General features: G+C 63.6%; 18 protein-coding genes and 2 pseudogenes. 13 read left to right on the forward strand and 7 right to left on the reverse strand.

Going from position 1 to position 22,179, the window contains the following annotated elements:
* Nucleotides 1-32: 32 nt before the first annotated feature.
* The 4 genes from ISP15_RS05770 to ISP15_RS05785 all read right to left on the reverse strand — a co-directional run bounded on the left by ISP15_RS05770 (nucleotide 33) and on the right by ISP15_RS05785 (nucleotide 5,321).
* Nucleotides 33-1,133, reverse strand: coding sequence for a fimbrial protein (locus tag ISP15_RS05770; protein WP_404546008.1), 1,101 nt, complete (start codon nucleotides 1,131-1,133; stop codon nucleotides 33-35).
* Nucleotides 1,130-3,838 (reverse strand): fimbria/pilus outer membrane usher protein, encoded by a 2,709-nt coding sequence (locus ISP15_RS05775; protein WP_404546009.1) that lies wholly within the window; start codon nucleotides 3,836-3,838, stop codon nucleotides 1,130-1,132. The genes ISP15_RS05770 and ISP15_RS05775 overlap by 4 nt, the downstream gene beginning before the upstream one ends.
* Before the next feature lie 89 nt (nucleotides 3,839-3,927).
* The gene (locus ISP15_RS05780) at nucleotides 3,928-4,677 is read right to left on the reverse strand and encodes a fimbrial biogenesis chaperone (RefSeq protein ID WP_404546011.1); all 750 of its coding nucleotides are present in this window, start codon (nucleotides 4,675-4,677) and stop codon (nucleotides 3,928-3,930) included.
* A gap of 92 nt (nucleotides 4,678-4,769) precedes the next feature.
* The gene (locus tag ISP15_RS05785; protein ID WP_404546013.1) at nucleotides 4,770-5,321 is read right to left on the reverse strand and encodes a fimbrial protein; all 552 of its coding nucleotides are present in this window, start codon (nucleotides 5,319-5,321) and stop codon (nucleotides 4,770-4,772) included.
* Between the two features lie 504 nt (nucleotides 5,322-5,825).
* Between ISP15_RS05785 and ISP15_RS05790 the strand changes: the two genes are divergently transcribed.
* From ISP15_RS05790 to ISP15_RS05815, 6 genes are all read left to right on the forward strand, one after another.
* The gene (locus ISP15_RS05790) at nucleotides 5,826-6,428 is read left to right on the forward strand and encodes a hypothetical protein (protein ID WP_404546016.1); all 603 of its coding nucleotides are present in this window, start codon (nucleotides 5,826-5,828) and stop codon (nucleotides 6,426-6,428) included.
* A gap of 42 nt (nucleotides 6,429-6,470) precedes the next feature.
* The gene (locus ISP15_RS05795; protein ID WP_404546019.1) at nucleotides 6,471-6,668 is read left to right on the forward strand and encodes a helix-turn-helix transcriptional regulator; all 198 of its coding nucleotides are present in this window, start codon (nucleotides 6,471-6,473) and stop codon (nucleotides 6,666-6,668) included.
* Between the two features lie 7 nt (nucleotides 6,669-6,675).
* Nucleotides 6,676-8,253, forward strand: a complete 1,578-nt coding sequence (locus ISP15_RS05800; protein ID WP_404546021.1) for an alpha/beta fold hydrolase — start codon at nucleotides 6,676-6,678, stop codon at nucleotides 8,251-8,253.
* A complete protein-coding gene (locus ISP15_RS05805; protein ID WP_404546022.1) occupies nucleotides 8,250-8,984 on the forward strand; it encodes an ABC transporter ATP-binding protein in 735 nt (244 codons plus the stop codon). The genes ISP15_RS05800 and ISP15_RS05805 overlap by 4 nt, the downstream gene beginning before the upstream one ends.
* Entirely contained in the window at nucleotides 8,981-10,156 is a 1,176-nt protein-coding gene (locus ISP15_RS05810) for an ABC transporter permease (protein WP_404546024.1), read from the forward strand. The genes ISP15_RS05805 and ISP15_RS05810 overlap by 4 nt, the downstream gene beginning before the upstream one ends.
* 260 nt (nucleotides 10,157-10,416) lie before the next feature.
* Nucleotides 10,417-11,304 (forward strand): patatin-like phospholipase family protein, encoded by an 888-nt coding sequence (locus ISP15_RS05815; protein ID WP_404546026.1) that lies wholly within the window; start codon nucleotides 10,417-10,419, stop codon nucleotides 11,302-11,304.
* A gap of 72 nt (nucleotides 11,305-11,376) precedes the next feature.
* Here the strand turns inward: ISP15_RS05815 and hemH are convergent, their stop codons facing one another.
* On the reverse strand, nucleotides 11,377-12,414 hold the full coding sequence (gene hemH, locus ISP15_RS05820) for a ferrochelatase (protein WP_404546027.1): 1,038 nt from the start codon (nucleotides 12,412-12,414) through the stop codon (nucleotides 11,377-11,379).
* A 126-nt stretch (nucleotides 12,415-12,540) separates the two neighbouring features.
* On the opposite strand from hemH, the pseudogene ISP15_RS05825 reads away from it, so the two are divergent.
* The 5 genes and pseudogenes from ISP15_RS05825 to ISP15_RS05845 all read left to right on the forward strand — a co-directional run.
* Nucleotides 12,541-13,215 (forward strand): annotated as a pseudogene (locus tag ISP15_RS05825) (lipid-binding SYLF domain-containing protein); the annotation flags it as partial.
* 66 nt (nucleotides 13,216-13,281) lie between these two features.
* Nucleotides 13,282-13,527 (forward strand): Sec-independent protein translocase subunit TatA, encoded by a 246-nt coding sequence (gene tatA / locus ISP15_RS05830; protein WP_404546031.1) that lies wholly within the window; start codon nucleotides 13,282-13,284, stop codon nucleotides 13,525-13,527.
* An 18-nt stretch (nucleotides 13,528-13,545) separates the two neighbouring features.
* A pseudogene (tatB, locus tag ISP15_RS05835) lies at nucleotides 13,546-13,732 on the forward strand (Sec-independent protein translocase protein TatB); the annotation flags it as partial.
* 162 nt (nucleotides 13,733-13,894) lie between these two features.
* A complete protein-coding gene (tatC, locus tag ISP15_RS05840; protein ID WP_404546032.1) occupies nucleotides 13,895-14,656 on the forward strand; it encodes a twin-arginine translocase subunit TatC in 762 nt (253 codons plus the stop codon).
* Nucleotides 14,653-15,858, forward strand: coding sequence for a class I SAM-dependent methyltransferase (locus ISP15_RS05845; RefSeq protein WP_404546034.1), 1,206 nt, complete (start codon nucleotides 14,653-14,655; stop codon nucleotides 15,856-15,858). Before tatC ends, ISP15_RS05845 begins: the two co-directional genes overlap by 4 nt.
* A gap of 175 nt (nucleotides 15,859-16,033) precedes the next feature.
* Here the strand turns inward: ISP15_RS05845 and ISP15_RS05850 are convergent, their stop codons facing one another.
* Nucleotides 16,034-18,241 (reverse strand): LTA synthase family protein, encoded by a 2,208-nt coding sequence (locus ISP15_RS05850; protein WP_404546036.1) that lies wholly within the window; start codon nucleotides 18,239-18,241, stop codon nucleotides 16,034-16,036.
* A gap of 183 nt (nucleotides 18,242-18,424) precedes the next feature.
* Nucleotides 18,425-19,654 (reverse strand): multifunctional CCA addition/repair protein, encoded by a 1,230-nt coding sequence (locus tag ISP15_RS05855; protein WP_404546038.1) that lies wholly within the window; start codon nucleotides 19,652-19,654, stop codon nucleotides 18,425-18,427.
* A 254-nt stretch (nucleotides 19,655-19,908) separates the two neighbouring features.
* Between ISP15_RS05855 and ISP15_RS05860 the strand changes: the two genes are divergently transcribed.
* Both ISP15_RS05860 and ISP15_RS05865 read left to right on the forward strand, forming a co-directional pair.
* Nucleotides 19,909-20,241 carry a hypothetical protein gene (locus ISP15_RS05860; RefSeq protein WP_404546039.1) on the forward strand — a complete coding sequence of 111 codons (333 nt, stop codon included), beginning with the start codon at nucleotides 19,909-19,911 and terminating at the stop codon, nucleotides 20,239-20,241.
* A 457-nt stretch (nucleotides 20,242-20,698) separates the two neighbouring features.
* A partial coding sequence (locus tag ISP15_RS05865; RefSeq protein ID WP_404546040.1) for a filamentous hemagglutinin N-terminal domain-containing protein occupies nucleotides 20,699-22,179 on the forward strand: 1,481 nt, incomplete at its 3' end.

The following is a 22,179-nucleotide window of genomic DNA, read 5'->3' on the forward strand; positions in this document are numbered from 1 at the left end:
GCAAAGCTGCGGTCGACATGGCATCGCGTCGCTTACTGATAGGACATCGTGAAAGTAACCGTACCGGTTACCAGGCCCGCGCTGATGGGCGTCTTCGTGACGTAGTACTGCGCGTAGTAAGGAATGGTCAAGCTGCCGTTGGGCGTGGCGCCGAGCGATTGCGCTGTGTTGAACGTAATGGGCGCAAGGCTGCTGTTGAGGATCTGCACGCCGACGTTCTTCGCGTAACCGGTGCCGGTCGTCGGTGCGATCACACCCGTTGCCGTAGCGGGATTGGCCGTCGTCATGGTGATCGACGCGGTGGCGCCCGGCTCGCACGTCAGGGAAATATTGAATGCCGTGGTGCCGGCGGTGGCACCGGTTCCGGTGAGCGCGTCGGAGGAAACCGTAGGCAGCGTGACGGTTTTGTTCTGCGAATCGGTGCTGACCGAACAGGCCTGCAACCCCACCGCGGTACCGCCAGACAGCACGACGCCGGCATCCAGGTTCATGCTGGTCGAGTCCTCGCTGCCGCCTGGTATGTACCACCAGAAGGGAATCAGCGTGTTGGCGTTGATCGAACCGATCGACGCTGCACTGATGGGACCGGTCACGATGAGCTGCGCGGTGAACGCTTCGCTCACCGTTCCGGTAAAATTGCCGGTGCTTTCGTTGCTGGGTGCCACCACCGATCCCACCGGGAAGCCTGCCGTGCTGGTCGGGCCATCGTCGACATTGCCGCTCTGGCTGGTGGCTGGGGTCGGCGAGCCGGTGATCAATACACCGATGCCGGACAAGTTGGTGGCAAAAGTTATGCCCGGTCCGGCAGGCACATTGGTGCTCGCCAACGTCGCCAGATTCTGGCCGGCCTGGATCGTTGCCGTGTGGTCGGCGGTAGCCGAACTGGCGGGAAGGCCGCTACAGGTGAAGACGATGGTGCCGGAGGTGGGTGAACCCAGCAGGGTGCCGACCGTCGCCTGCGGCTCGACCGTGGTGCTCGACAGCGCGAGCGTCAAGTTGGAAGCGGTGCAATTTGGCGCCTGGGGTCGATGGGCAGCGAACGCGAGCGGCGTCCAGCCGGCGGCGGCGGCAACCAGCAGCAGCGCGCTCAGCCATCGGGCGCGACGGGACGGGATAGGAAATCGAAGATTCATTTGCCACTCCTGCTCGTCAACGCAACATCATTGGTGCGCTCGCATGTTGCATCCATCTCTTCATAGGTCTTGGCATGCGCGCCCTTGGTGTTCGGCGCCAGATGGTAGGCGAACGAGCACGATTGCGCTGCGCCGGCGTCATCCTGCCAGCGCGCGGTCAAGCGCCCTTCCTGGTTCACCCCGCGCAGCAGGATTTGCCCGGCCTGGCCCACCACGCCTAGCGAGACGCCCTTTTCGTCGAATACCTCCGCGCCGAACGGTAGTGCTTCGCCGTCGTGCAGATGGGCGCGCACGATTAGTGTGCGGCCGCGCGAGGTCTTGAATTTCAGCATGACGATGGCGCCCTCATACGGGGCTACCTGTGCGCTGGTGGCATCGAGCTGCACGTCCAGCGGCAGCCCCTTCGGATCGATCTGGATCGTATTGAGGCTGTAAGGCATCAGGTCCGGCACGACCGCGTAACCCGAACTGCTGATCCGCGCTCCGGAGGAGTTGTTCAAGCGCGCGCCGCCTGCGCCGGGCACATAGACAATGCCTACGGTGTCGCCGAGCGGCTGGCCGAACGTAACGCCGCCCGGGTGGGCCACGATGGACCCATTGATACCGACGGACGCCTGCGAGTAGCCGCTGCCTTTGCCGTAGCTGGCGTCGAACAGGGCGTAGGGGCTGCGGTAGCCGCCGTTCACCGAACCGGTGGCGCTGCTATCCGTGCCACTGTTGTAGGAGGCCGCGGCGCCATAGTTGAACTGGTTATCGCTACCGAAGGTGCCGTTCACGAGACCCTGGTCCTGCGAACCGGTGGCCTGGTCATGCGTGACGTTCAACGTGAAGGTCGGCGCATGCGCGCTGTGGCCCAGCGGCAAGCTGAAACTGACCATGTATTGGTTGTCGTAGCGGCCCAGCGGATCCACCGAACGTATCGCGGAGATCGAATAAGTCAGGCGGTGGAACGAATTGTTGTAGCCGACCTGGAACTGCGTATTGGTGCCCTTTTCGTTCCAGTAATCGCTGATCGAGGTGTTCGCAAACAGCGAGCCGCCACTTTGGCCCAGGCGCTGGTTAAGCGTGAGCGTAAAGCTGTTGCGCTGCAGTTCGAGCCCGCTGGAGCCGATGACCGGCACGCCGTTGAACGGATTTCCGGCCAGCGCCGCCTGTTCGGCTGGGGTGAGTACGGTCTGTTCCGAAACGCCGTCGATGGTCTGCGGTTGTACGGTCGGCGGTACATAGTTGAAGGCATTGATGCCGTGCTCGGCGTAATTGCGTGCCTGGGCCGCATCCTCGAGCGTGAGGAAGCCGCCGGTCGAATAACGGTATGCCGCGACCGAAAAGGTCGTCTGCGTTGCGGGTATGAGCTTGCTGTAAGTGATGCGCATGCTCTGTCCCGACTGCGTGCTGTAGCCCGGAATGTGCGTATTGGCTTGGGTCAGGTCTACGGCGAGCGCACCCAGGCGGGTATCGACGGCGGCGCCGACCAAGGCCGCCGCATAACCGTTGGAGCCGACAAGGCCCGCGTAGCCGGTCAGGAAATTGTTGAAACCGCGCTGCACGGTGGCTTGCAATACGACAGGCTTGTTGGAAATGGCGGCGTTGATCAACTCGCCCGCGGCGATGTCGAAACGGGTAATGCCGGGCCGCAGCAACTGAGCTACCGAGGCATACGGAACCGAGAACGTCGATACCTGGCCGTTGGCCTCGGTGACGGTCACGTCCAGGGAGCCGCCGTAGCCGGTCGGATACAGATCGTTGATGACGAACGGACCGGGCGACACGGTCGTCTGGTAGATCAGTACGCCATTCTGGCGGATGGCGACCTTGGCGTTGGTCTGCGCCACGCCATGAATCACCGGTGCATAGCCTTGCAACGACTGCGGCAGCATCCGGTCATCGGTACCCAATTGCACGCCGCGGATCTGGTAGCTGTCGAATACCGCGCCATCGGTGTAGCTGTCGCCGAGCGTCAAGCGGGAGCGCAGACCAGGCAGATCGCGCTGCACGTAAGCTTCGATGTTTTGCCATTGGCGCCGGGCCTGGGCGTCGCCGCTCGCCGATGTCCAGGTTACGGTGGCATCTTCACGCAACAGCCAGGGGCCGAGATTGACGCCCATGTCCAGGCCCAGGTACGTCGTGGTCTCGCTCTGGCCTTGGTTGCTGCTGTGATAACTGTTGAAGTTGTAGTTCAGCAGTCCTGCGTTGATACCGTGATCCCAGAATTGCGGATCGACGTAGCCGCGCGCGACTTCACCGAGGTACGCCTGCGGCACACTGGTATCCAGGCGAAGATTGGCCATGTCGAATGACATGGTCGCGCCCGGGATCAGGCTTGCGATGCTTACGCAGGCGGCAGGATCTTTCAGTTGCGCGGCCACCTGGTCGGATATTTTGGCCGGATGCAGCTGCAAGATGCCCAGCAGCTTGCTATCGACGCATGGCGTGGCATTGGCTTGCGCCGAGGCCGCGGCAAAGCGCACATCGGTGCGTCCCGCCCAGGAATTATTGAGGTAAATGTCGGTGCTGTAGGTGCCGGCCAGGACCGGATTGCCATGTTCGAACCGCGACAGGTCGGTGGTGTTCTGCCCGGCGCCCGCGAGCAGGCTGCGGTCGAAATCCGCAGCGCCGCCACTGGCATAAGCAGGATCGGCCGACCCGGCGGCCGCATCGGTGGCGGCGGGAAACGCGCAGGCCACGCCACTCCATCCGCCCAACACGGCGGCAATGCCGGCGCAAAGCACGAGCGGGCGGCACGCCACAGGCCAGCGCGGGCGTGGTGCCAGCCGGGATGTGGCGTGCCTCGCTTTCACGGCGCGACGGTGCCCTTCAACGCCACGCTCGCGCCGTAATCATTGATGCTCTGGAAGTTGACCAGGCTGCCAACGGCTGGCGCCTGTTTCAATTGGCGCACCGCTACGCGCAGATCGGACATGGGCGCCACCATGCCGGGATCGACCTTGTACGAGGTGCCGTCGGCAACCAGCGAGAATTCGCTGATTGTGACGTAGTAAGGCGTGGGGTTGTGCACGATCAACGCTCCCGAGCCGGGCAGCGTCGCCGTCTTGAAGGTCAGTTCGCCGGGTGCCTTGATCGGATCACCGGCCAGCCCGTCGGGGCGATAGAAAAGTTTCAGCCGCGAGCGGATCGCCAGCTGGATGTAGTTTTTGCCCTGCAATTGCGGACCGCTCGGCTTCGGCGGAATTTCCAGCACGTTGAGCCAGAACAGCGATTCGCGATCCGTCGGCAGCGGGGTTTCGCTATGGGTAAAAAGAATGCGCAGACTCTGATCGCGGTTGGGTTCCATGCGGAACAGCGGCGGCGTGATCAGGAAAGGCGTGTTGACCTTGTCGGGTGTCGAATCGGGCTGGCCGGCGTCGACCCATGCCTCGACCAGGGCAGGCGTCGTGTTCTGGTTGGTCAGGCGTACCGTGACCTCCCCGTCCTTGGCCGGGAAAATGACCCGTGTTCCTGCAATGATGACGTTGGCATTGGCGCCAGGGGCGCAAAACCCCCAAATCAACAGCGCCGCGCCAAAGGTACGGACCAGCTTTTTCATGATCGGGATCCCATGGCACCGCGGTGATGCCGGTAAGACACTCTGCGGCCGGCCAGGCCGGCCGCAGAGAGAAGTGGCTTACGGACAGCGGCTTACGGATAGGTAACGGAGTAGTACACGGAGGTGCTCACGGCACCGGCTGCCGCCTTGGTGGACGACGCCGGAACGATGTACTGGGCGAAGTAGTTCAGCGTCGCCGACGTGCTGGTGGTGGTGACTGCAGCGGTGGTGGAATTCTGCGAACCGCTGGCCGAGCCCAGGTTGATCGGCGTATTGCCGCTGTTGAGCAACTGGACTTCCACGCCGGTAGCCGAACCGGTGTTCTTCAGGTTGCCATCGGCCTGCACGTTCGCGCCCGGCTCGAAATAGGCGCTGACGTTACCGGCGGTGCTGATGGTGCAACCGGTGAGGGAGATCGAGAACGGCGTGTCGCCGGCGACGGCGCCGGTGGCGTTCAGCGCACTGACCGCAACGGTCGGGAGCGTGACGGCGAACGAGGAGGTGCCGCTGTTAATCGTGCAGGTGGACGAGGTGATCTTGCCGTTGATGGTGATCTGGCCGTCGGTGGCACGAGCTGCCTGCGGAGCCAGGGCCACCACGCCAACGGCGGTCAGCAGCGCAGCGGTGAGTAGGGTCTTTTTCATTGCATTTTCCTTAGGTTACGTGTGTAGGTAAGGGTGCAGCGTTCGGTAAATCGCTTGCAGTGGGCCGGGCGTTTCCCCACCCCCTTACGGGCAGGCCCACGCCTTGCACGGACAACTCAGCAACAATCACGCCAAAAGGTGATATGCATCACATTTTCACCGGAAACCGATCGATTTCCTACACACTTCTTACACATTTTTCAGTTGACGCCTACTTTCCGCCAGAAAAAAGTGTGATCTGGTACCGAAATTTCACGAAAACACCGTCCAAAAGTGACGCGATAGGTCGGTCGCCAGCTCCCGAATAGGGCTTTCCTCCCACTTTTTGTCAAGCGTGCTTGACACTTCGCCTTTGCGCGCCTAGGCTTTCTGTCAAGCAAACTTGACATGGTCGGGAGGGGATTATGTGCGGTGTCGTGATACGAAAAGGAGCGGGTGCCTTCCGGGCAGTCCGTGGTGCTTTGGCGTTGCTGGCCATTGCGACGACAAGACCTGAGGGACGCCATGTCACGTCTGTCTGAGAAGCAATACACGCCCCGCGTGCTGGTGGCGATGATGTTCTATACCGGCTTGATGCTGCTGGCGTGGCCGCTGGTGCGAACGATGGCGAGCGTTCCCTTGAAGGTTTGCCTGGCGCTCGCCCCGGTCGTGCCGATGCTGTACGTGATCAGTCTGATGGCCCGTCGCATCCGCGATAGCGACGAACTCGAACAGCGGTTGCACCTCGTGGGACTTGGCGTCGCAACTGCCGTGCTGGGCGCGCTCAGTTTGATCGGCGGCTTCCTCAGCGCGGCTGGCATTCTCAAGCTCGATGGCGCGGTGTTGATCTGGGTGTTTCCGGTCACCGTCATTTGCTATGGCATGACCCGCTGGCGGCTGGCGCGCGGCTACGGGGTGAATGCCGCTTGCGACGATGATGCAGCCGTTCCTCGTTACGTCTGGCTCCTGCTTGGCGGATGTATCGGGCTTGCCACGGCGTGGTTCTCGCGCCATTCGCTCGACGATGTGCGCGTGGGCTTTCTGTGTGGAACGGGCGCTGGGCTTCTTGGCGCGGGTTTAGCCGGCGGCATTGCGCGCTGGCAGCGGCGCAGGCAGTCCCATGGCTGAATGCGCAGCGCATGCCGGTGATCTGCACAGGCCAATCGCATCATGAACAACCTCGTGCGCGATTTGCGCAGCGAGCGAGGCTGGTCGCAAGCCGACCTCGCACAAAAACTGGATGTATCGCGTCAGACCGTCAACGCCATCGAGACCGGGAAATACGATCCGAGCCTGCCGCTGGCCTTCAAGATCGCACGCCTGTTCGGCATGCCGATCGAAACGATCTTCGTACCCGCAGAGGAGTGAGGGCTACATGGGCTTACGGCCAAGAACCGCTTTACGTATCGTCATCGCCGTCTTCGCGATCGGCCTGCTGGCGTACCAGCATTGGCATCGTGCCGAACAGCCGGCGACGGCGGCGCCGGATGTGTCATCCATCGCCGCTCCCGCCGAAACCAGGGACGTACCGCAAACGGTACACACCTGGCGGCGCGGTGCGCTGACTTTCAGATCGTGCGAACTCGGCCGTCCCGGCAGCGGCGCCACGGTCCAGGCATGGTGCACGGTGTTCGAGGTGCCGGAAAACCGCGATGATCCGCACAGCCGTCGCATCGGCCTGAAACTGGCGATAGCGCGCAGCGATGCACAGGTGCCCGAGCCGGACATGGCGGTGTTGCTCGCCGGCGGCCCTGGCGAAGCCGCCACGGAGTCATGGGTCGTGGAAGCGCCGGCGTTCGCCGACGTGCGCAAGCATCACGATGTACTGCTGCTGGATCAGCGCGGTACCGGCGGCTCCAATCCGCTGAGCTGCAAAGGCGCCGAAAGCGCCGCCGATGAAACATCGGTCACGCTCGACATGGACAAAGTACGCAAGGAAGTCGCTGCGTGTCTTGCCGAAGTCAGCCAGAAAGCCGATCCGCGCTTCTACACCACCACCATTGCCGCGCAGGATCTGGAAGAAGTGCGCAAGGCATTGGGTTCGCCTTTGTTCGACTTGGTCGGCGTGTCGTATGGCACGCGCATGGCCCAGCAATACCTCAGGCATTATCCTGGCGCCGTGCGCAGCGTGGTGCTCGATTCGGTCGTGCCCAACCAGGCGGTACTGGGCGAGGATTTCGCAGCCAACCTGGATAGCGCGCTGAAAAAGAATTTCGCGCAATGCCTGGCGGTGGCCGCCTGCAAGCAGCGCTTCGGCGATTCGATGCAGACGCTGTACCAGCTGCGCGACGCCCTGCGCGCCAATCCGCACGCCGTCAGCTTCCGCGATCCGCAGACGTATGAATCGGTAGTGCGTCCGCTCAGCGAATTCTCGCTCGCCAGCGTGGTACGCATGTTTGCGTACCAGCCGGAAACCGCCGCGTTACTGCCGCTGTCGATCAACGCGGCGGCGCACGGTGACGTCGGCCCATTGCTGGGACAGGCCAAGCTGCTCAACGGCGATCTCAGCGGCGACATGAACAACGGCATGTCGATGAGCGTGATCTGCAGCGAAGACGCCGACCTGCTGCAACCGCGGCCGCAAGACCAGAACACCATTCTTGGCAATCACCTGATCGATGCGATCAAGGCGCAGTGCCAGGTATGGCCGCACGGCACGCGCCCGGCGGATTTCCACGCGCCGCTTAAAAGCGATAAGCCGATCCTGTTGTTGTCCGGCGAATTCGACCCGGTCACGCCACCCAGCTACGGCGAACAGATTTTGCCCGGCCTGAGCCATGGCCGGCAGCTGGTGTTCAAGGGCCAGGGGCACTCGCTGCTCGGCCGCGGCTGCATGCCGCAGCTGCTGGGCAAGTTCATCGACAAGCCCGACCCCGGACAGCTGGATGCAAGCTGCCTGGACAAGCTGGGCGACACGCCCGTATTCATCGATTTCAACGGAGCTTCGCCATGATCGAAGTAAAGGACCTGCACAAACAGTTTGGCGCGGTAAAAGCCGTCGACGGCGTGAGTTTCAAGGCACGCGACGGCGAGATCACCGGCCTGCTCGGGCCCAATGGCGCCGGCAAGACCACCACGCTGCGCATGCTGTACACGCTGATGCAACCCGATAGCGGGCAGGTGCTGGTCGACGGCATCGACGTGGCGCGCGATGCGCAGTCGGTGAGGCGCCGGCTGGGCGTATTGCCGGATGCGCGCGGCCTGTATAAGCGGCTCACCGCGCGCGAAAACATCGATTACTTCGCGCGGCTGCAAGGCATGGACAGCGCTTTGATCCGCAGCCGCCGCGAACAGCTGATCGCCGCGCTGGACATGGCCGATATCGCCGATCGCCGCACCGAAGGGTTCTCGCAAGGCCAGCGCGTCAAGACCGCCATTGCGCGCGCGCTGGTGCACGATCCCCGCAACGTGATCCTGGACGAGCCCACCAACGGCCTGGACGTCATGGCCACGCGCGGCCTGCGCCAGTTCATGCGCAGGCTGAAAGAGGAAGGGCGCTGCGTGTTGTTCTCCAGCCACATCATGCAAGAGGTCGCCGCGCTGTGCGATCGCATCGTGGTGATCGCGCACGGCCGCGTGGTGGCCGACGAAACCCCCGACGCGCTGCGCGCGCAAACCGGCGAGGCCAACCTGGAAGATGCCTTCGTGAAGATCATCGGCAGCGAAGAAGGACTGGCGGCATGAAAACCACGCTGACCGTATTCCTGAAGGAAGTGAAGGAAAACCTGCGCGACAAGCGCACCGTCACCAGCGCGCTGCTGTATGGGCCGCTGATCGGGCCGATCATCTTCGTGCTGATCATGAACTCGGTGATCACGCGCGAATTGGACAAAGCAGACCAGCCGATCAAGGTGCCGGTGATCGGCGCGCAATATGCGCCCAACCTGGTCGACGCACTCAAGCAACAGGGCCTGCTGCCGCAACCGGGGATCGCCAATCCGGAAGCGGCGGTACGCGAGCAGGACGCCGACGTGGTCGTGCGCATCCCGAAGGACTTCGGCCAATCCTGGCGCAAGGGCGAAGTGTCGCAGGTAGAACTCATCTACGACTCCTCGCAACGCGATACCGGCAGCTCGATCGATCGCGTGCGGCGCATGCTGGAAAGCTACAGCCGCCACCAAGGGGCGATGCGGCTGGTGGCGCGCGGTTTGTCGCCCTCCATGATGGCGCCCGTGGCCGTGGACGATCGCGACCAGTCCACACCGCAGTCGCGTGCCGGCCAGATGTTCGCCATCATGCCGTACTTCTTCGTGCTCACCGTGTTCATGGGCGGCATGTACCTGGCCATCGACCTGACTGCCGGCGAACGCGAGCGCCAATCGCTGGAACCGTTGTTCGCCAATCCGGTGCCGCGCTGGAAAATCCTGCTGGGCAAGCTCGCCGCGATCTGCGTGTTTTCGCTGACCAGCCTGTTGATCAACGTCATTGCATTCGCGGTCTGCGGCCACTTCATTCCGGCCGAACGGTTGGGCATGACGCTGCACTTCGGCCCGTCGTTCGCCTGGCAAGTGCTGCTGATCATGTCGCCGCTGGTGATCTTGCTCGCTTCGCTGCAAACCCTGGTGGCCGCCTTCGCTAAGAGCTATCGCGAAGCGCAGACGTATTTGTCGATCCTGATGATGGTGCCGGCGTTGCCATCGATCCTGTTGAGCGTGATGCCGATAAAAGTAGCGCCATGGATGTACGCGGTGCCGTTGCTGGGGCAGCAGGTAGGCATTACGCAACTGTTGCGCGGCGAGCCGCTGGCTGGTGCGCAGATCGCCACGTGCATGGTGTCCGGCCTGATCGTGGCGCTGCTGGCGACGCTGCTGACGGCATGGATCTATCGCTCGGAACGGCTGGCGATTTCCGCCTGATACGGAAAGCCTGTTTGCTGCTGTCCTATGGGGCTGGTCCGTCGAATGGCGCTGCCATCCCGGCTGGAGCCGGGATAGCGATTACGACATCGCCGACGAGCGAGCCTTGCGAATACGGATTTACACAATGCACGGCCAATAAGGTCTGTTGCCTAGAATGGGTTGCATGCAGATATCCCGTTTTTTCAATTCGATGGCGTATGTAGCGAGGCGTATGCAACGCTCGCTACAGATCATCATATTGCGCGGCAAAGGTGCATATGCTCGACAAGGTAAATGGAATTCGCGAGCTCGACTTCAGCAATGTGGGCACACTTGTGTTCGCCGGTGGGGGTAATAGGTGCTGGTGGCAGGCCGGCGCATTGCGATACTTGTTGGAGCAGGGGATGCGCCTGCCGGCGCAGCTGGTTGGCACCAGTGCCGGCGCTGCTGTTGCCGCTTCATTTCTTACGGAAAGCGCGGATACAGCACTGCAAGCCTGTTTGAGGCTCTACGCGAGCAATCCGAAGATTTTTGACTGGTCCGCCCTGCCGACACTCAAGCTGAAGTTTGCCCATCAGCATGTGTACCCCGCCTGGGTTGATGCGTTCTTGAACGCAGGCACCTTTGCCACGTTACGTCATTCTGCGTCTCGACTTACCGTGGCACTTACGCGGCCAGCTCGATTCCTGGGCATGGGAGGGTCCGTCGCTGCGGGAACATTGGCTTATCTCGTTGACAAGTACCTATGGAACAGCATTCATCCTCGACTCCCAAGACTGCTAGGACTTCGTCAGGACTTCATGGTGCTGAATGATTGCGTGGACATCGAAGCAGCCCAGTCTCTCCTTATTGCGGCTGCTTCCGCGCCGCCTATCATGTTGGCCCGTCCGATAGGGGGAAGGCACGCCATCGATGGTGGCTATACGGATAACGCTCCGATTCCTCCCCAGTCTGAAATGGAGCAATCGAATACTCTGGTAATGCTTACCCGACATTACCCGAAACTACCGCTCCAGTTCACTTGGATGGGGCGCATGTATTGGCAGCCAAGTCAACGCATTCCCGTTTCGACCTGGGATTGCACCCCGAAAACGACTGTGCGTGAAGCCTACGATCTGGGTATGCGGGATTCGGCTCGAACGTTAAGTGCGTGCTCGTTTCGATAAGGATTCAGCAGGCCTTCCAATCCTCGGCGCTCCGCAGCCACGCCATGGATGTTGCGTGGTGCACGCGCCCGCTCACGAAAACTCGGGCCAGCCCTGGGCGTGTCGCAAAACCAGCGCGGCAAGGCTCGCAACCTGTTCGGCGCTGTCGTTGAGCGCGGGGATGTAACGCAGTGCCTGGCCGCCCGCCGCGACAAAGAAATCGCGGTTCTGCATGGCAATTTCCTCCAGTGTTTCCAGGCAATCGACGGCGAAGCCCGGACATGCGACGTCCAGCCGCTTGATACCTGCGGTGGCGAGACGCTTCACGGTGGCGTCGGTATAGGGTTGCAGCCAGCGCTCGCGTCCCACGCGCGACTGGAAGCTCACGATGAGGCTGGCCTCATCCAGTCCAAGCCGCTCGCGCAATCGCCGCGCGGTGGTGTGGCATTGCTGGAAGTAGGGATCGCCGGCATCCACATAGCGCTGCGGAATGCCATGGAACGACAGCAGCAGCGCATCGCCGCGCCCATGCGTCGCCCACCAGCGCTCGATGGAAAGCGCCAATGCTTCGATGTGGCCGTCATCGGCGTGATAGTCGTTGACGATGCGCAGCTCCGGCGGCCAGCGCAAGCGCTTGAGCGTGTCGGCCACCGCGTCGATCACCGAGCCGGTGGAGGTGGCCGAATATTGCGGATACAGCGGCAGCACCAGCAACCGGCGCACACCTTCGCGCTGCAACTGCTCGACCTGCGCACGCACGGACGGCGCGCCATAGCGCATCGCCAGCGCCACGCGGACTGCGCCTGCCCGGTTGCGCAAGGCGGCCTGCAAGGCGGTGGTGAGCTGTTCCGAACCCACGCGCAGCGGCGAACCTTCGGCCGTCCAGATGCGCGCATAGGCATGCGCCGAGCGCGCCGGGCGAATGCGCAGGATCACCCCATGCAGAATCAGCCACCACAGCCAGCGCGGGTATTCGATGACGCGCGGATCGCCCAGGAATTGGGCCAGGTAAGGCCGCACGGCGCGCGCGGTCGGCGCTTCCGGCGTGCCCAGGTTCACCAGCAGCACGCCTGCCTGGGCCGGCGAGTCGTGGGATTGGCCGGCAAGACCGGTATAGTGGTTGCGTGGCATCGGGTCGAAGTGGCTGGATAGCGGCCGAAGTCTGCCATAGCGCTTCGCACGGCGTCAGGATTTTCGCCGCCGAGCGCCACCGACTTGTTCGCATCAACATCGGAGTTGCCCATGTTCAACGCATCGTTGCGTCGTCTTTCGATCCTCGCCCTGGCCCTGCTGCTGCCGGTTGCCGCCGTGCATGCCGATGACGATTCTCCGCTGGCACGCGCGCAGAATGCCGTGCGCGTGCTCAACGAAATCGAGCAGGCGCCGGACAAGTCCATTCCCAGCGACCTGCTCAGGGATGCCAAGGCCATCGCGGTCATTCCGGATGTGCTCAAGGTCGGCTTCGTCTTCGGCGGTCGCCGTGGCGAGGGCCTGATCTCGGTGAAGAACCCGGATGGCACCTGGTCCAATCCCAGCTTCATTTCCTTTGGCGGCGGCAGCGTCGGTTTCCAGATCGGCGTATCCAAGACCGACGTGGTACTGGTGTTTCGCACGCAACGCGGCGTGGAGTCCATCGTCGACGGCAAGTTCACGATTGGCGCCGATGCGTCCGCCGCCGCCGGTCCCGTAGGCCGTACCGCGGCCGCCGCGACTGACCAGCAGCTGAAGGCGGAAATCTATTCCTACTCGCGCGCGCGGGGCCTTTTCGCCGGCGTTGCGCTGGATGGATCGGTGCTGAAGATCGATTATGACGCTAATGCGGCAATCTACGGCCCGGGCATCACCCCGCGGCGCATTTTCGAAGGCGGCGTCAGCAACGTTCCGGCACCGGTCGTGCATTTCCGCGATGCCCTGGAGGAGTACACTGCACGCTGATCCGGAACGCCGGCGCCTGCATGCTCGCAGGCGCAGTCGGCAACACTCCGCAACGAGGTTCCCATGGGTTTGGACAGCATTTGGCACTGGGCGATCCTGCTCGTCATCATCCTGCTGGTGTTCGGCACCGGCAAACTGACGCGGGTCGGCTCCGATCTCGGCAACGCCGTGCGTGGCTTCAAGAAAGCCATGTCGGGTGACGAAGACGACGAAAAGCGCAAGGCGCAGGAAAAGCTGCAGGCCGATCCGCCGCCCGTCGCCAGCGCCCAGGCCGGCCAGCGCCAGCACGATTCCAGCGAACCGAAGTAAGCGCACGGGAACGCCACCATGATCGAGATCAGCCTCGGCAAGCTGGTGTTGCTGGCGCTGGTCGCCCTGATCGTGCTCGGCCCGGAAAAGCTGCCGCATGCCGCGCGCACCGCCGGCGCCCTGGTGCGGCGCTTGCGCTCGGGCTGGGACAGCGTGCGCGCCGAGGTCGAGCGCGAACTGGAAATCGAAGACCTCAAGCGCACCGCCCGCGAAGCCGCCGCGCGCGCCGAAGCCATGCAGACGCAAATGAACGAGGCCGCGCGCGACACGCGCGAACAGGTCGCGACTGTCGCGACCGGCATGCGCGACAACGTGGCGGAACTGCGCCAGGACATCACCCAGCTCGAAGCGCCGAAGGAATCCACGCATGGCGACGCCTGAGCCGGAACTGGATCTGCAGCAAGGGCTGTTCTCGCATCTGCTGGAACTGCGCTCGCGCCTGATCAAGGCGATCCTCGCGCTGGTGGTGGTGCTGGTTGCGCTGGTGCCGTTCGCCAACCGCCTCTACACGCTGCTGGCCGCGCCGCTGGTATCGCGCCTGCCCCAGGGCGCGCATCTGATCGCCACGGAAGTAGCCAGTCCGTTCATCACGCCGCTGAAACTGGCGTTCTACACCGCGCTGTTCATCAGCATGCCGGTCATCCTTTACCAGTTGTGGGCATTCGTCAGTCCTGGCCTGTACAAGCATGAAAAGCGCCTGGCGCGGCCGCTGCTGGTCGCGGCGCTGGTGTTGTTCTACATCGGTTGCGCCTTCGCCTATTTCCTCGTGTTGCCGGCCGCGTTCCGCTTCCTGACGGCGGTGACGCCGCAGGGCGTGGAGATGATGACCGACATCACGCACTACCTCGATTTCGTGATGCTGATGTTCTTTGCCTTCGGCCTGTGTTTCGAGGTGCCGGTGGCGGTGGTGATGCTGGCCGCGGTCGGCATCGTCGACCTGGACAAGCTGCGCAAGGGCCGGCGCTATGCGCTGGTCGGCGCGTTTGCCATCGCCGCCGTCGTCACGCCGCCGGATATCACCTCGATGATCATGCTGGCCATCCCGATGTGCCTGCTCTACGAACTTGGCGTGCTTGCCGTGCGCTGGCTGCTCAAGCCGAACGCCGCGCAAGCGCCTTCCAGCCCATGAATCCATCCAAGCTTTCCCGCCTGCCCGAACCCGCCGCCGACGAACTCGCCCATTCCGAACGCTTGCTGCAACAGCTGCGCGCAACGATCGCCGCGCAGGGGCCGATACCGTTCTCGCACTACATGGAGCGCTGTCTTTACGCGCCGGGCCTGGGCTACTACAGCGCCGGCAAGACCAAGTTCGGTGAAGCGGGCGATTTTGTCACCGCGCCGGAATTGGGCGAGCTGTTCGCGCGCTGCGTGGTCGGCGCCGTGCAGCCGGTGCTGAGCATGCTCGGCGAAACGGCGGATTTCCTGGAACTCGGCGGTGGTAGCGGCGCCTTTGCCGAAGCCGCGCTGCTTGCGCTCGCCGAAGGCGGCGTATTGCCGCGCCGCTATCTGATCCTCGAACCCAGCGCCGACCTGCGCGAACGCCAGCGCGAACGGCTCGACGCAGTCCTGGCGCCGGAACTGATGCGCCGCGTCGGCTGGATCGACCGCCCGCCGGAAGCAAGCTGGCGCGGCATCCTGTTCGCCAACGAAGTGATCGACGCCTTGCCGACCACACGCTTCGTGAAGCGACACGGGGAGGTCTACGAAGAACATATCGCGCTCGACGGCGAAGCGCGGCTCATGCGCGTCGATCGTCCGGCCGATGCGCTGGTGGCCGGCGCGGTCAGGCATCTCGAACGTGACCTGGGCCGCCACTTCGACGACGGCTACCGTTCGGAAGTCCTGCCGCAGTTGCCGTACTGGATCCAGGCCATCGCCGGTTCGCTCGACGCCGGGCTGATGCTGTTTATCGACTACGGCTATGTGCGCCGCGAGTTCTATCTGCCCGAACGCCAGGACGGCACCCTGATGGCGCACTACCGTCACCGGGCCCACCACGATCCGCTGCATCTGCCGGGCCTCAACGATCTCACCGCCTCGGTCGATTTCACCGCGCTGGCCGAAGCCGGCAACAGCGCCGGTTTCGAGGTGGCGGCTTATTTGCCGCAAGCGCAATTCCTGATTGCCGCCGGCTTGCAGCAAGCGTTCGAACGCGCCTACGAACAAGCCAATGACGACATTGCCCGCTACCGCCTCGCCCAGCAGGTAAGGAAACTCACCTTGCCCGATCAGATGGGCGAACGCTTCCAGGCGATGCTGTTTGCGCGCGGACTGGCCGCGTTGCCGCTGCCAGCCGAGCTGCTGGCGGCGGACCAGGGCGGACGTTTATAGCGCAGACGTGGCAATCGCTTGCCGCCAGGCATGGGCTATCTTCAACACGTATCGAAGCCGGCATGCGCAGGCTTGCCGAAGTCATGGCGCTTTCCGTACCGAAAGCAACAAGCCGGACAGGCACGCTAAGGTTGCGTGCCTGTCCGGGTCATCCTCTCATCCTGGCTGGCAGCGACTAAGGCGAGCCGGTACCGGCCGCACCGGTGCTGGCCGCTGATGCGGGAGTCGCTGCCGGTAACGTCGCGGAACTGGATGGCGCCGGCGTTACTGCCGTCGCATCCGACGCCTTGCGCGCCAACATGCCGTGCCTGAAAAGGTAGCTCGCAACCTGGTAATCGGCGGTGGCATTGTCGAGATCGTTGTGGTCGATATTCGCCACCGGCGTCGCATCGCCGGTCGCGAAATCCGGCATGACCTGCTCGATCTTGCGCTGCGGTTCCAGGATGGTGAGCCGCTTGCCATGCAGGTAGCCGAGCTTTTCGTAAGTGGCCGGGAATGCGCGCTCCTGGCCCGGCGCGAGGTTGAACACGTCATAGCCGAAGAAGCGGCTGCGATAGCTGAAATGCAGCAGGCCGAGCAGCGTGGTGGGAATGTCGATCTGGCCCATTTCCGTGCTGATGCGCTGCGGCGGGAAGTGCTTCGGCGCGTAGATCCACAGCGGGATATGGTAGCGATCGATCGGGATGCTGCTGCGGCCCGCGCTGGAGGCGCAATGGTCGGCGGTGATCACGAACACCGTATCGTTGAAATACGGCTTGGAACGCGCGCGCTGGATGAAATCGGCAATCGACCAGTCGGTATAGGCGATGGCGCCTTCGCGCGTACCGTTGCGCTCCTTCACGCGCCCGGCGGGGAAGGTGAAGGGGCGATGGTTGGAAGTGGTCATGATGTGCAGGAAGAACGGCTTGCCCTGCGCATGGATCGCATCCATCTGGCTGAGCGCCAGCGTATAGAGATCTTCATCCGCCACGCCCCACACGTTCTGCCCATGGATCGGCATATCTTTCGGGATCGCGCTGCGGTCGACGATCTGGTAGCCGTTGTGGCTGAAGAAATAATTCATGTTGTCGAAGTAGCCATAGCCGCCGTAGACGAACTGCGACACATAGCCGTGCTGGTCGAAAATCTGTCCCAGCGACAGCATGTCTTCGTTGTGCGCCTGCTTGAGGATCGAATCGCCCGGCGTCGGCGGAATCGACATCGACAGCGCCTCCAGCCCGCGCACCGTGCGCGTGCCGTTGGCATACAGGTGATCGAAGAACAGGCTCTGCCCAACGAGTGCGTCCAGGTTGGGCGTGATGTCGCCGTGGCTGGAACCGAAGGCCTTGATGAAGTCGGCGGACAGGCTCTCCACGCTGATCAGCACTACGTTCAGATGCTGTTCCGGCCCGGGGTTGCGAATCTCGCGCGTGAGGTCCTGCGGGTTATCGCTCACATAACTGGCATCGGGCGTTTTCAGCTGCGCGCGCACGCGCGCGAATGCTTCGTCCAATGGCAGCGTGCGATAGAAGCGGTCGTAATCCAGGTGGCTGCTGCGGAACGCATTGAAGAACTGATAGATACCATTGCCGGCCAGTTCGTTGACATAGGTGTTCGCGGTGCGGTCCTTGGTCGAGCCGTTGACCAGCAACAGCGACACCACCGTCAGCACGAACCACACCGCCACCACCTTGCTGCGCTGGCCAAAGCGCGTGCCGTTATCGCGCGTGCGCAGATAGCGCCGCGATAGCAGCAGCACCACGATGGCGGCTACCGCCAGCATCGCGATCCAGCGCCCGATCGGATACGACTCGCGGATGTTGTCCACCACTTCGGTGGTGTAGACCAGGTAATCCACCGCAATGAAATTGAAGCGCACGCCGAACTCGTTCCAGAACACCAGCTCCGACGCCGCCACGAACAGCAGGCCGAACAGCAGCAGCAGGCACAGCACGTACAGCGCGCGCTGGCCGCTGCGTGCGGCGTAGCTCAAGGCCGGCATCGGCAGGAAGAACAGGAACACCACCACCACCGGCCATACATCCTTGACCGCCGCATGGATGGTGGTGTGCAGCGTCCACAACGTCAGCGCGTACAGCACCGCCAGCCCGACGACGTAGGCGACCCATTGCTGCGCGCCGGCGATCAGCGGGCGCCGCGACGGCACGATCCACAGGAACAGCAACAGCGGCCACGCCACATAAAGGAGGGTGACGAGGTCCGAGCACAAGCCCACGCCGAACGCGAACAGCCAGTCGAGCGGGTCGTGCGGCACGCCCTTGCCGGTCATCACCAGCAGCGCCACGCGCGTGATCGCGCCCAGCACCACATAGACAATGCCCAGCCACCACAAAGGCCGGAAACGTTCGCGCAGCGAAGAATGGGAAGAAAAAGTCAGCGACACGGCATGCTCTCGTCGGGGGCGGGCGGTTTTTTGTTGCACGTTATGACGGCGCCACGGCACGCCTGTCCGGCACGGGCATCCGGCGGCCCGCGCTGCGCCCCCCTGCGGAGGCGACAGACCGATGGCCGGACCCCGCTGCCAGCCAAGCTAGCGGAATGACACGTGCTTTATACGCCGACTCGCTCAAGTGTTACATAGTTTCATTTCGGCGATGGCCCGCACCCGCGCCTTTTCCATCGCGGCGCCTACCGCCGGCCCTTGTAACCCCTGGGCTACAAATGGCGCGGAAGTGATCGCCGCGGCGGCATCCCGGGCCCGCCGCAGCCATGCCGCCTGGGGGTAATCGTCCTGCTCGTGACCGAGCCGCCCGCGTTTGTCGGCCATGCAGGCGTCCAGGAACACCTGCAGCCGTTCCGGCCGGCGCAGCGCATCGAGCGTCACCAGCAGCTTCAGCACGATAGCGGGTTTCAGCTCCAGCGCCCGGTGCGCGTTGAGGTGTTCGCGGCACACGCATTCGGCCATCGTGGCGTACTCGGTCGGCACGCGCAGGCGCGTAGCCAGCTGGCGCAGCGGCGCCACGCCGCGATGCTCGTGCCCGATGTGGCGCGGCAGTTCGTGCTTGGGCGTCAGCGCCTTGCCCAGGTCGTGGGTGAATGCGCAAAAGCCGACCAGGTCATTGCCCGGCGCCAACTGGGCGGCCATATCCAGCACCATCTCCAGGTGCACGCCGGTATCCACTTCCGGATGGAATTCCGCGCGCTGCGGCACGCCATACAGCGCATCGACTTCCGGAAACAGCACCGCCAGCGCGCCCGCTTCGCGCAACACGCGCAGGAACGCGGAAGGCCGCGCTTCACCCAAGGCCTTGCGCGTTTCGGCCCATACCCGCTCCGGCACCAGATGATCCACCTCGCCATCGCGCACCATCTGTTGCAACAGCTGCATGGTGTCCGGGGCCACGCTAAAACCCAGCGGCGCAAAGCGTGCGGCAAACCGCGCCACGCGCAGCAGCCGCACCGGGTCTTCCACGAACGCCAGCGAGACATGCCGCAACAGGCGCCGGTCCAGATCGCGCGTGCCGCCATACGGATCGACCAGCCCGCCATGCTCATCTTCGGCAATGGCGTTGATGGTGAGATCGCGCCGCGCCAGATCCTGTTCCAGCGTCACCGCCGGATCGGCCTGGAACGCAAAGCCGTGATAACCGTGTCCGGTTTTGCGCTCGGTGCGCGCCAGCGCATATTCCTCGTTCGACTGCGGATGCAGGAACACCGGGAAATCCTTGCCCACCGGCTTGTAGCCCAGCGCCAGCATCTCCTCCGGCCGCGCGCCTACCACCACGTGATCGTGATCGACCACCGGCCGTCCCAGCAACTTGTCGCGGACCGCGCCGCCCACCAGATACATGCGCATCGAAACTCGCCCTTGCACGAAACCCCATTTCTTCCGGGAAGAGGTTGGGGTGAGTACCCGCTATCTTCGTTCGCCGCAACGGCAACCACCTACATACACACGCCAGTGGATTTTGTTACGTTCGGCCCGTCATCGACGTCAACGCTTTACGGGGCAACGCCGATGACCCTTGCAGCAATGCAATGAAAGCGCGGATCGCATGGGGCGCAACCCATACGACCCGCTGACCACCACCAACTACAAGAGAGTTGATCATGGCTAACCCGGATCATACGGCACACACACCCTCTTCGGTTCCCACGGAACCGGATTCCACACCCACCGCACCTTTCGATCGTCCCTTCCAGTTCCTGGAAGCGGTAAAGGAAACGCCGCCTACGCGCCAGACCGCGCTTGCCGGCACCTCGCTGGCCTTCGTGGTCATCCAGGGCTTGCTCGATTACAACGAAGCCTTCATCCAGGCCCAGGGCAAGCACCCCGAGCTGCATCCGTGGCCGCTCACGCAAGCGCAGACCAACGGCCTGCACGCCGCGATCCACTTCCTTCGCCAGTACGTCGAACTGCTCAAGCCTGAGCCGGGTGGCTGATCCGTTCGTGTGCGGATGATCCTTTTCGCGGCACGCTGAATGAGGAACGGTGTGCCGCACCTGGAACGAGGATTATCCGTGGCCGTTCCAGCACTGACGCCTTCCGATATGCGAAGCCAACCACCAGCAGGTTTTCGAGAAAGTACCTTGCAAGCAAACCCGCTCGAGACGGATAGCCGTCCACCTACATGCGATGAGCACGGATACGCATCGTTCGATCATCCAGAGGGATGAGATCGCTGGAAGGTGTATCACCTACACGCCTGCCGATCAGGATGACGCGGCCCACGCAGCCCATGTGGGCCCTCTCCTTTTTTATGTAGTCCATGCAAAAACGCGGGAACCCGCCGCTATCGTTGGCGATGGAGAGCGGCCCTGAACCATCGAGCCAGATGCCTGATGCCTGAAATGGAAGCGCCGGCGATCCGTCGTTCACTTCCCGCATCAAGGATCGATCATGGCTTCTCACCGTCGTTCGCTGACTTCCTTGCCGTCATTATCGCGTCGCGCCTTGAGCGCAGCGGTGTGGTCCGCATTACTCGGGGCGCCGGCCTTCGCTGGCGCGCAGGTGATCGCCGATCCCAACGCCGGCGCGCACCGCCCCGGCATCGGCGCGGCCGGCAACGGCGTGCCGGTGGTGAACCTCGTGGCGCCCTCGGCGGCGGGCGTGTCGCATAACCCGTACCAGCAGTTCAACGTCGACAAACAGGGCCTGATCCTCAACAACGCCGCCGGCGTCTCGGCCACGCAGTTGGGCGGCTATATCGTCGGCAATCCCCACTACCGGGCCGGCCAGGCGGCGAAGGTGATCGTCAACGAAGTCACCTCGCTCCAGCCCACCTCCCTGCGCGGCTATACGGAAGTGGCCGGCCAGGCGGCCGATGTCATCATCGCCAATCCCAACGGGATTTCGGTCAATGGCGGTGGTTTCATCAACACGAACCGTGCGACGTTGACCACGGGCATCCCGGTCTTCGGCACCGACGGCGCCTTGAGCGCGTTCCGCGTCACCGGCGGCGCCCTCCGCATCGATGGCGAGGGCCTGGACACCTCCCACATCGATCGCCTTGACCTGATTTCGCGCAGCCTCAGCGTCAGCGGCAAGGTGTGGGCCCAACACCTCAACGTCATCACCGGCGCCAACCAGGTCGGCTACGGCGATCTGTCCACGCAGGCGATAGCGGGCACCGGCGAGGCGCCGACGGTGAGCATCGACGTGGCCACGCTGGGTGGCATGTATGCCAACACCATCCACCTGATCGGCACCGAAGCGGGCCTGGGCGTGCGCAATGCCGGCGAACTGGCCACGCAAAGCGGCGACTTCACCATCGATGAAGCCGGCCAGTTGCAATTGACCGGCACCACCTCCTCCGCTGGCCACCTCGCCCTCAACGGCAGCGCCTTGAACAACAGCGGTACGCTGCAATCGGCCGGCAGCATGACCGTGCAAAGTACCGGCGACATCACCAACACCGGCACCGTCTACAGCGGCGGCGACCTTGCGATGCAAAGCGCCGGCGCGGTGAGTCATGCTGGCGTGATCGCCGCCGCCAACGAGGCCAGCGTGCGCGCGCAGCAACTGGCCTCCACCGGCACGCTGGGTGCCGGTGTCGCCCGCGACGGCACCCTGCAGGGCAACGCGGCGTTGAGCGTCGTCACGACCGGTGCGCTGTCGTCCACCGGCAGCCATCTCGCCAGCGGCGCGATCATCCTGCAAGGCAGCGTACTGGACCTGTCCGGCGCGCAAACCCGCGCCGGCGGTGACGTCGCCCTCGTCAGCACCGCGGGCGATATCGATCACGCGAAGGCCACCCTTGCCACGGACGGTGCGCTCACCGTGCACAGCGCCGGCACCGTCGACAACAGCGGCGGCACGCTGCAAGCCGGTCAGCTCGATGCGCAGGCGGTGGGCGATTGGCGCAACGCCTACGGCAGCGT

This window comes from Dyella jejuensis, assembly GCF_044904675.1.
GTDB lineage: Bacteria > Pseudomonadota > Gammaproteobacteria > Xanthomonadales > Rhodanobacteraceae > Dyella_B > Dyella_B jejuensis.

Bases quoted from the DNA above. Each gene is read 5' to 3' on its own strand.
- ISP15_RS05785 (WP_404546013.1), bottom strand. From the start codon at position 5,321: ATGAAAAAGACCCTACTCACCGCTGCGCTGCTGACCGCCGTTGGCGTG.
- ISP15_RS05805 (WP_404546022.1), top strand. From the start codon at position 8,250: ATGATCGAAGTAAAGGACCTGCACAAACAGTTTGGCGCGGTAAAAGCC.
- ISP15_RS05795 (WP_404546019.1), top strand. From the start codon at position 6,471: ATGAACAACCTCGTGCGCGATTTGCGCAGCGAGCGAGGCTGGTCGCAA.
- ISP15_RS05845 (WP_404546034.1), top strand. From the start codon at position 14,653: ATGAATCCATCCAAGCTTTCCCGCCTGCCCGAACCCGCCGCCGACGAA.
- ISP15_RS05810 (WP_404546024.1), top strand. From the start codon at position 8,981: ATGAAAACCACGCTGACCGTATTCCTGAAGGAAGTGAAGGAAAACCTG.
- ISP15_RS05855 (WP_404546038.1), bottom strand. From the start codon at position 19,654: ATGCGCATGTATCTGGTGGGCGGCGCGGTCCGCGACAAGTTGCTGGGA.
- ISP15_RS05815 (WP_404546026.1), top strand. From the start codon at position 10,417: ATGCTCGACAAGGTAAATGGAATTCGCGAGCTCGACTTCAGCAATGTG.
- tatA (WP_404546031.1), top strand. From the start codon at position 13,282: ATGGGTTTGGACAGCATTTGGCACTGGGCGATCCTGCTCGTCATCATC.
- ISP15_RS05780 (WP_404546011.1), bottom strand. From the start codon at position 4,677: ATGAAAAAGCTGGTCCGTACCTTTGGCGCGGCGCTGTTGATTTGGGGG.
- tatC (WP_404546032.1), top strand. From the start codon at position 13,895: ATGGCGACGCCTGAGCCGGAACTGGATCTGCAGCAAGGGCTGTTCTCG.
- ISP15_RS05800 (WP_404546021.1), top strand. From the start codon at position 6,676: ATGGGCTTACGGCCAAGAACCGCTTTACGTATCGTCATCGCCGTCTTC.
- ISP15_RS05770 (WP_404546008.1), bottom strand. From the start codon at position 1,133: ATGAATCTTCGATTTCCTATCCCGTCCCGTCGCGCCCGATGGCTGAGC.
- ISP15_RS05860 (WP_404546039.1), top strand. From the start codon at position 19,909: ATGGCTAACCCGGATCATACGGCACACACACCCTCTTCGGTTCCCACG.
- ISP15_RS05790 (WP_404546016.1), top strand. From the start codon at position 5,826: ATGTCACGTCTGTCTGAGAAGCAATACACGCCCCGCGTGCTGGTGGCG.
- hemH (WP_404546027.1), bottom strand. From the start codon at position 12,414: ATGCCACGCAACCACTATACCGGTCTTGCCGGCCAATCCCACGACTCG.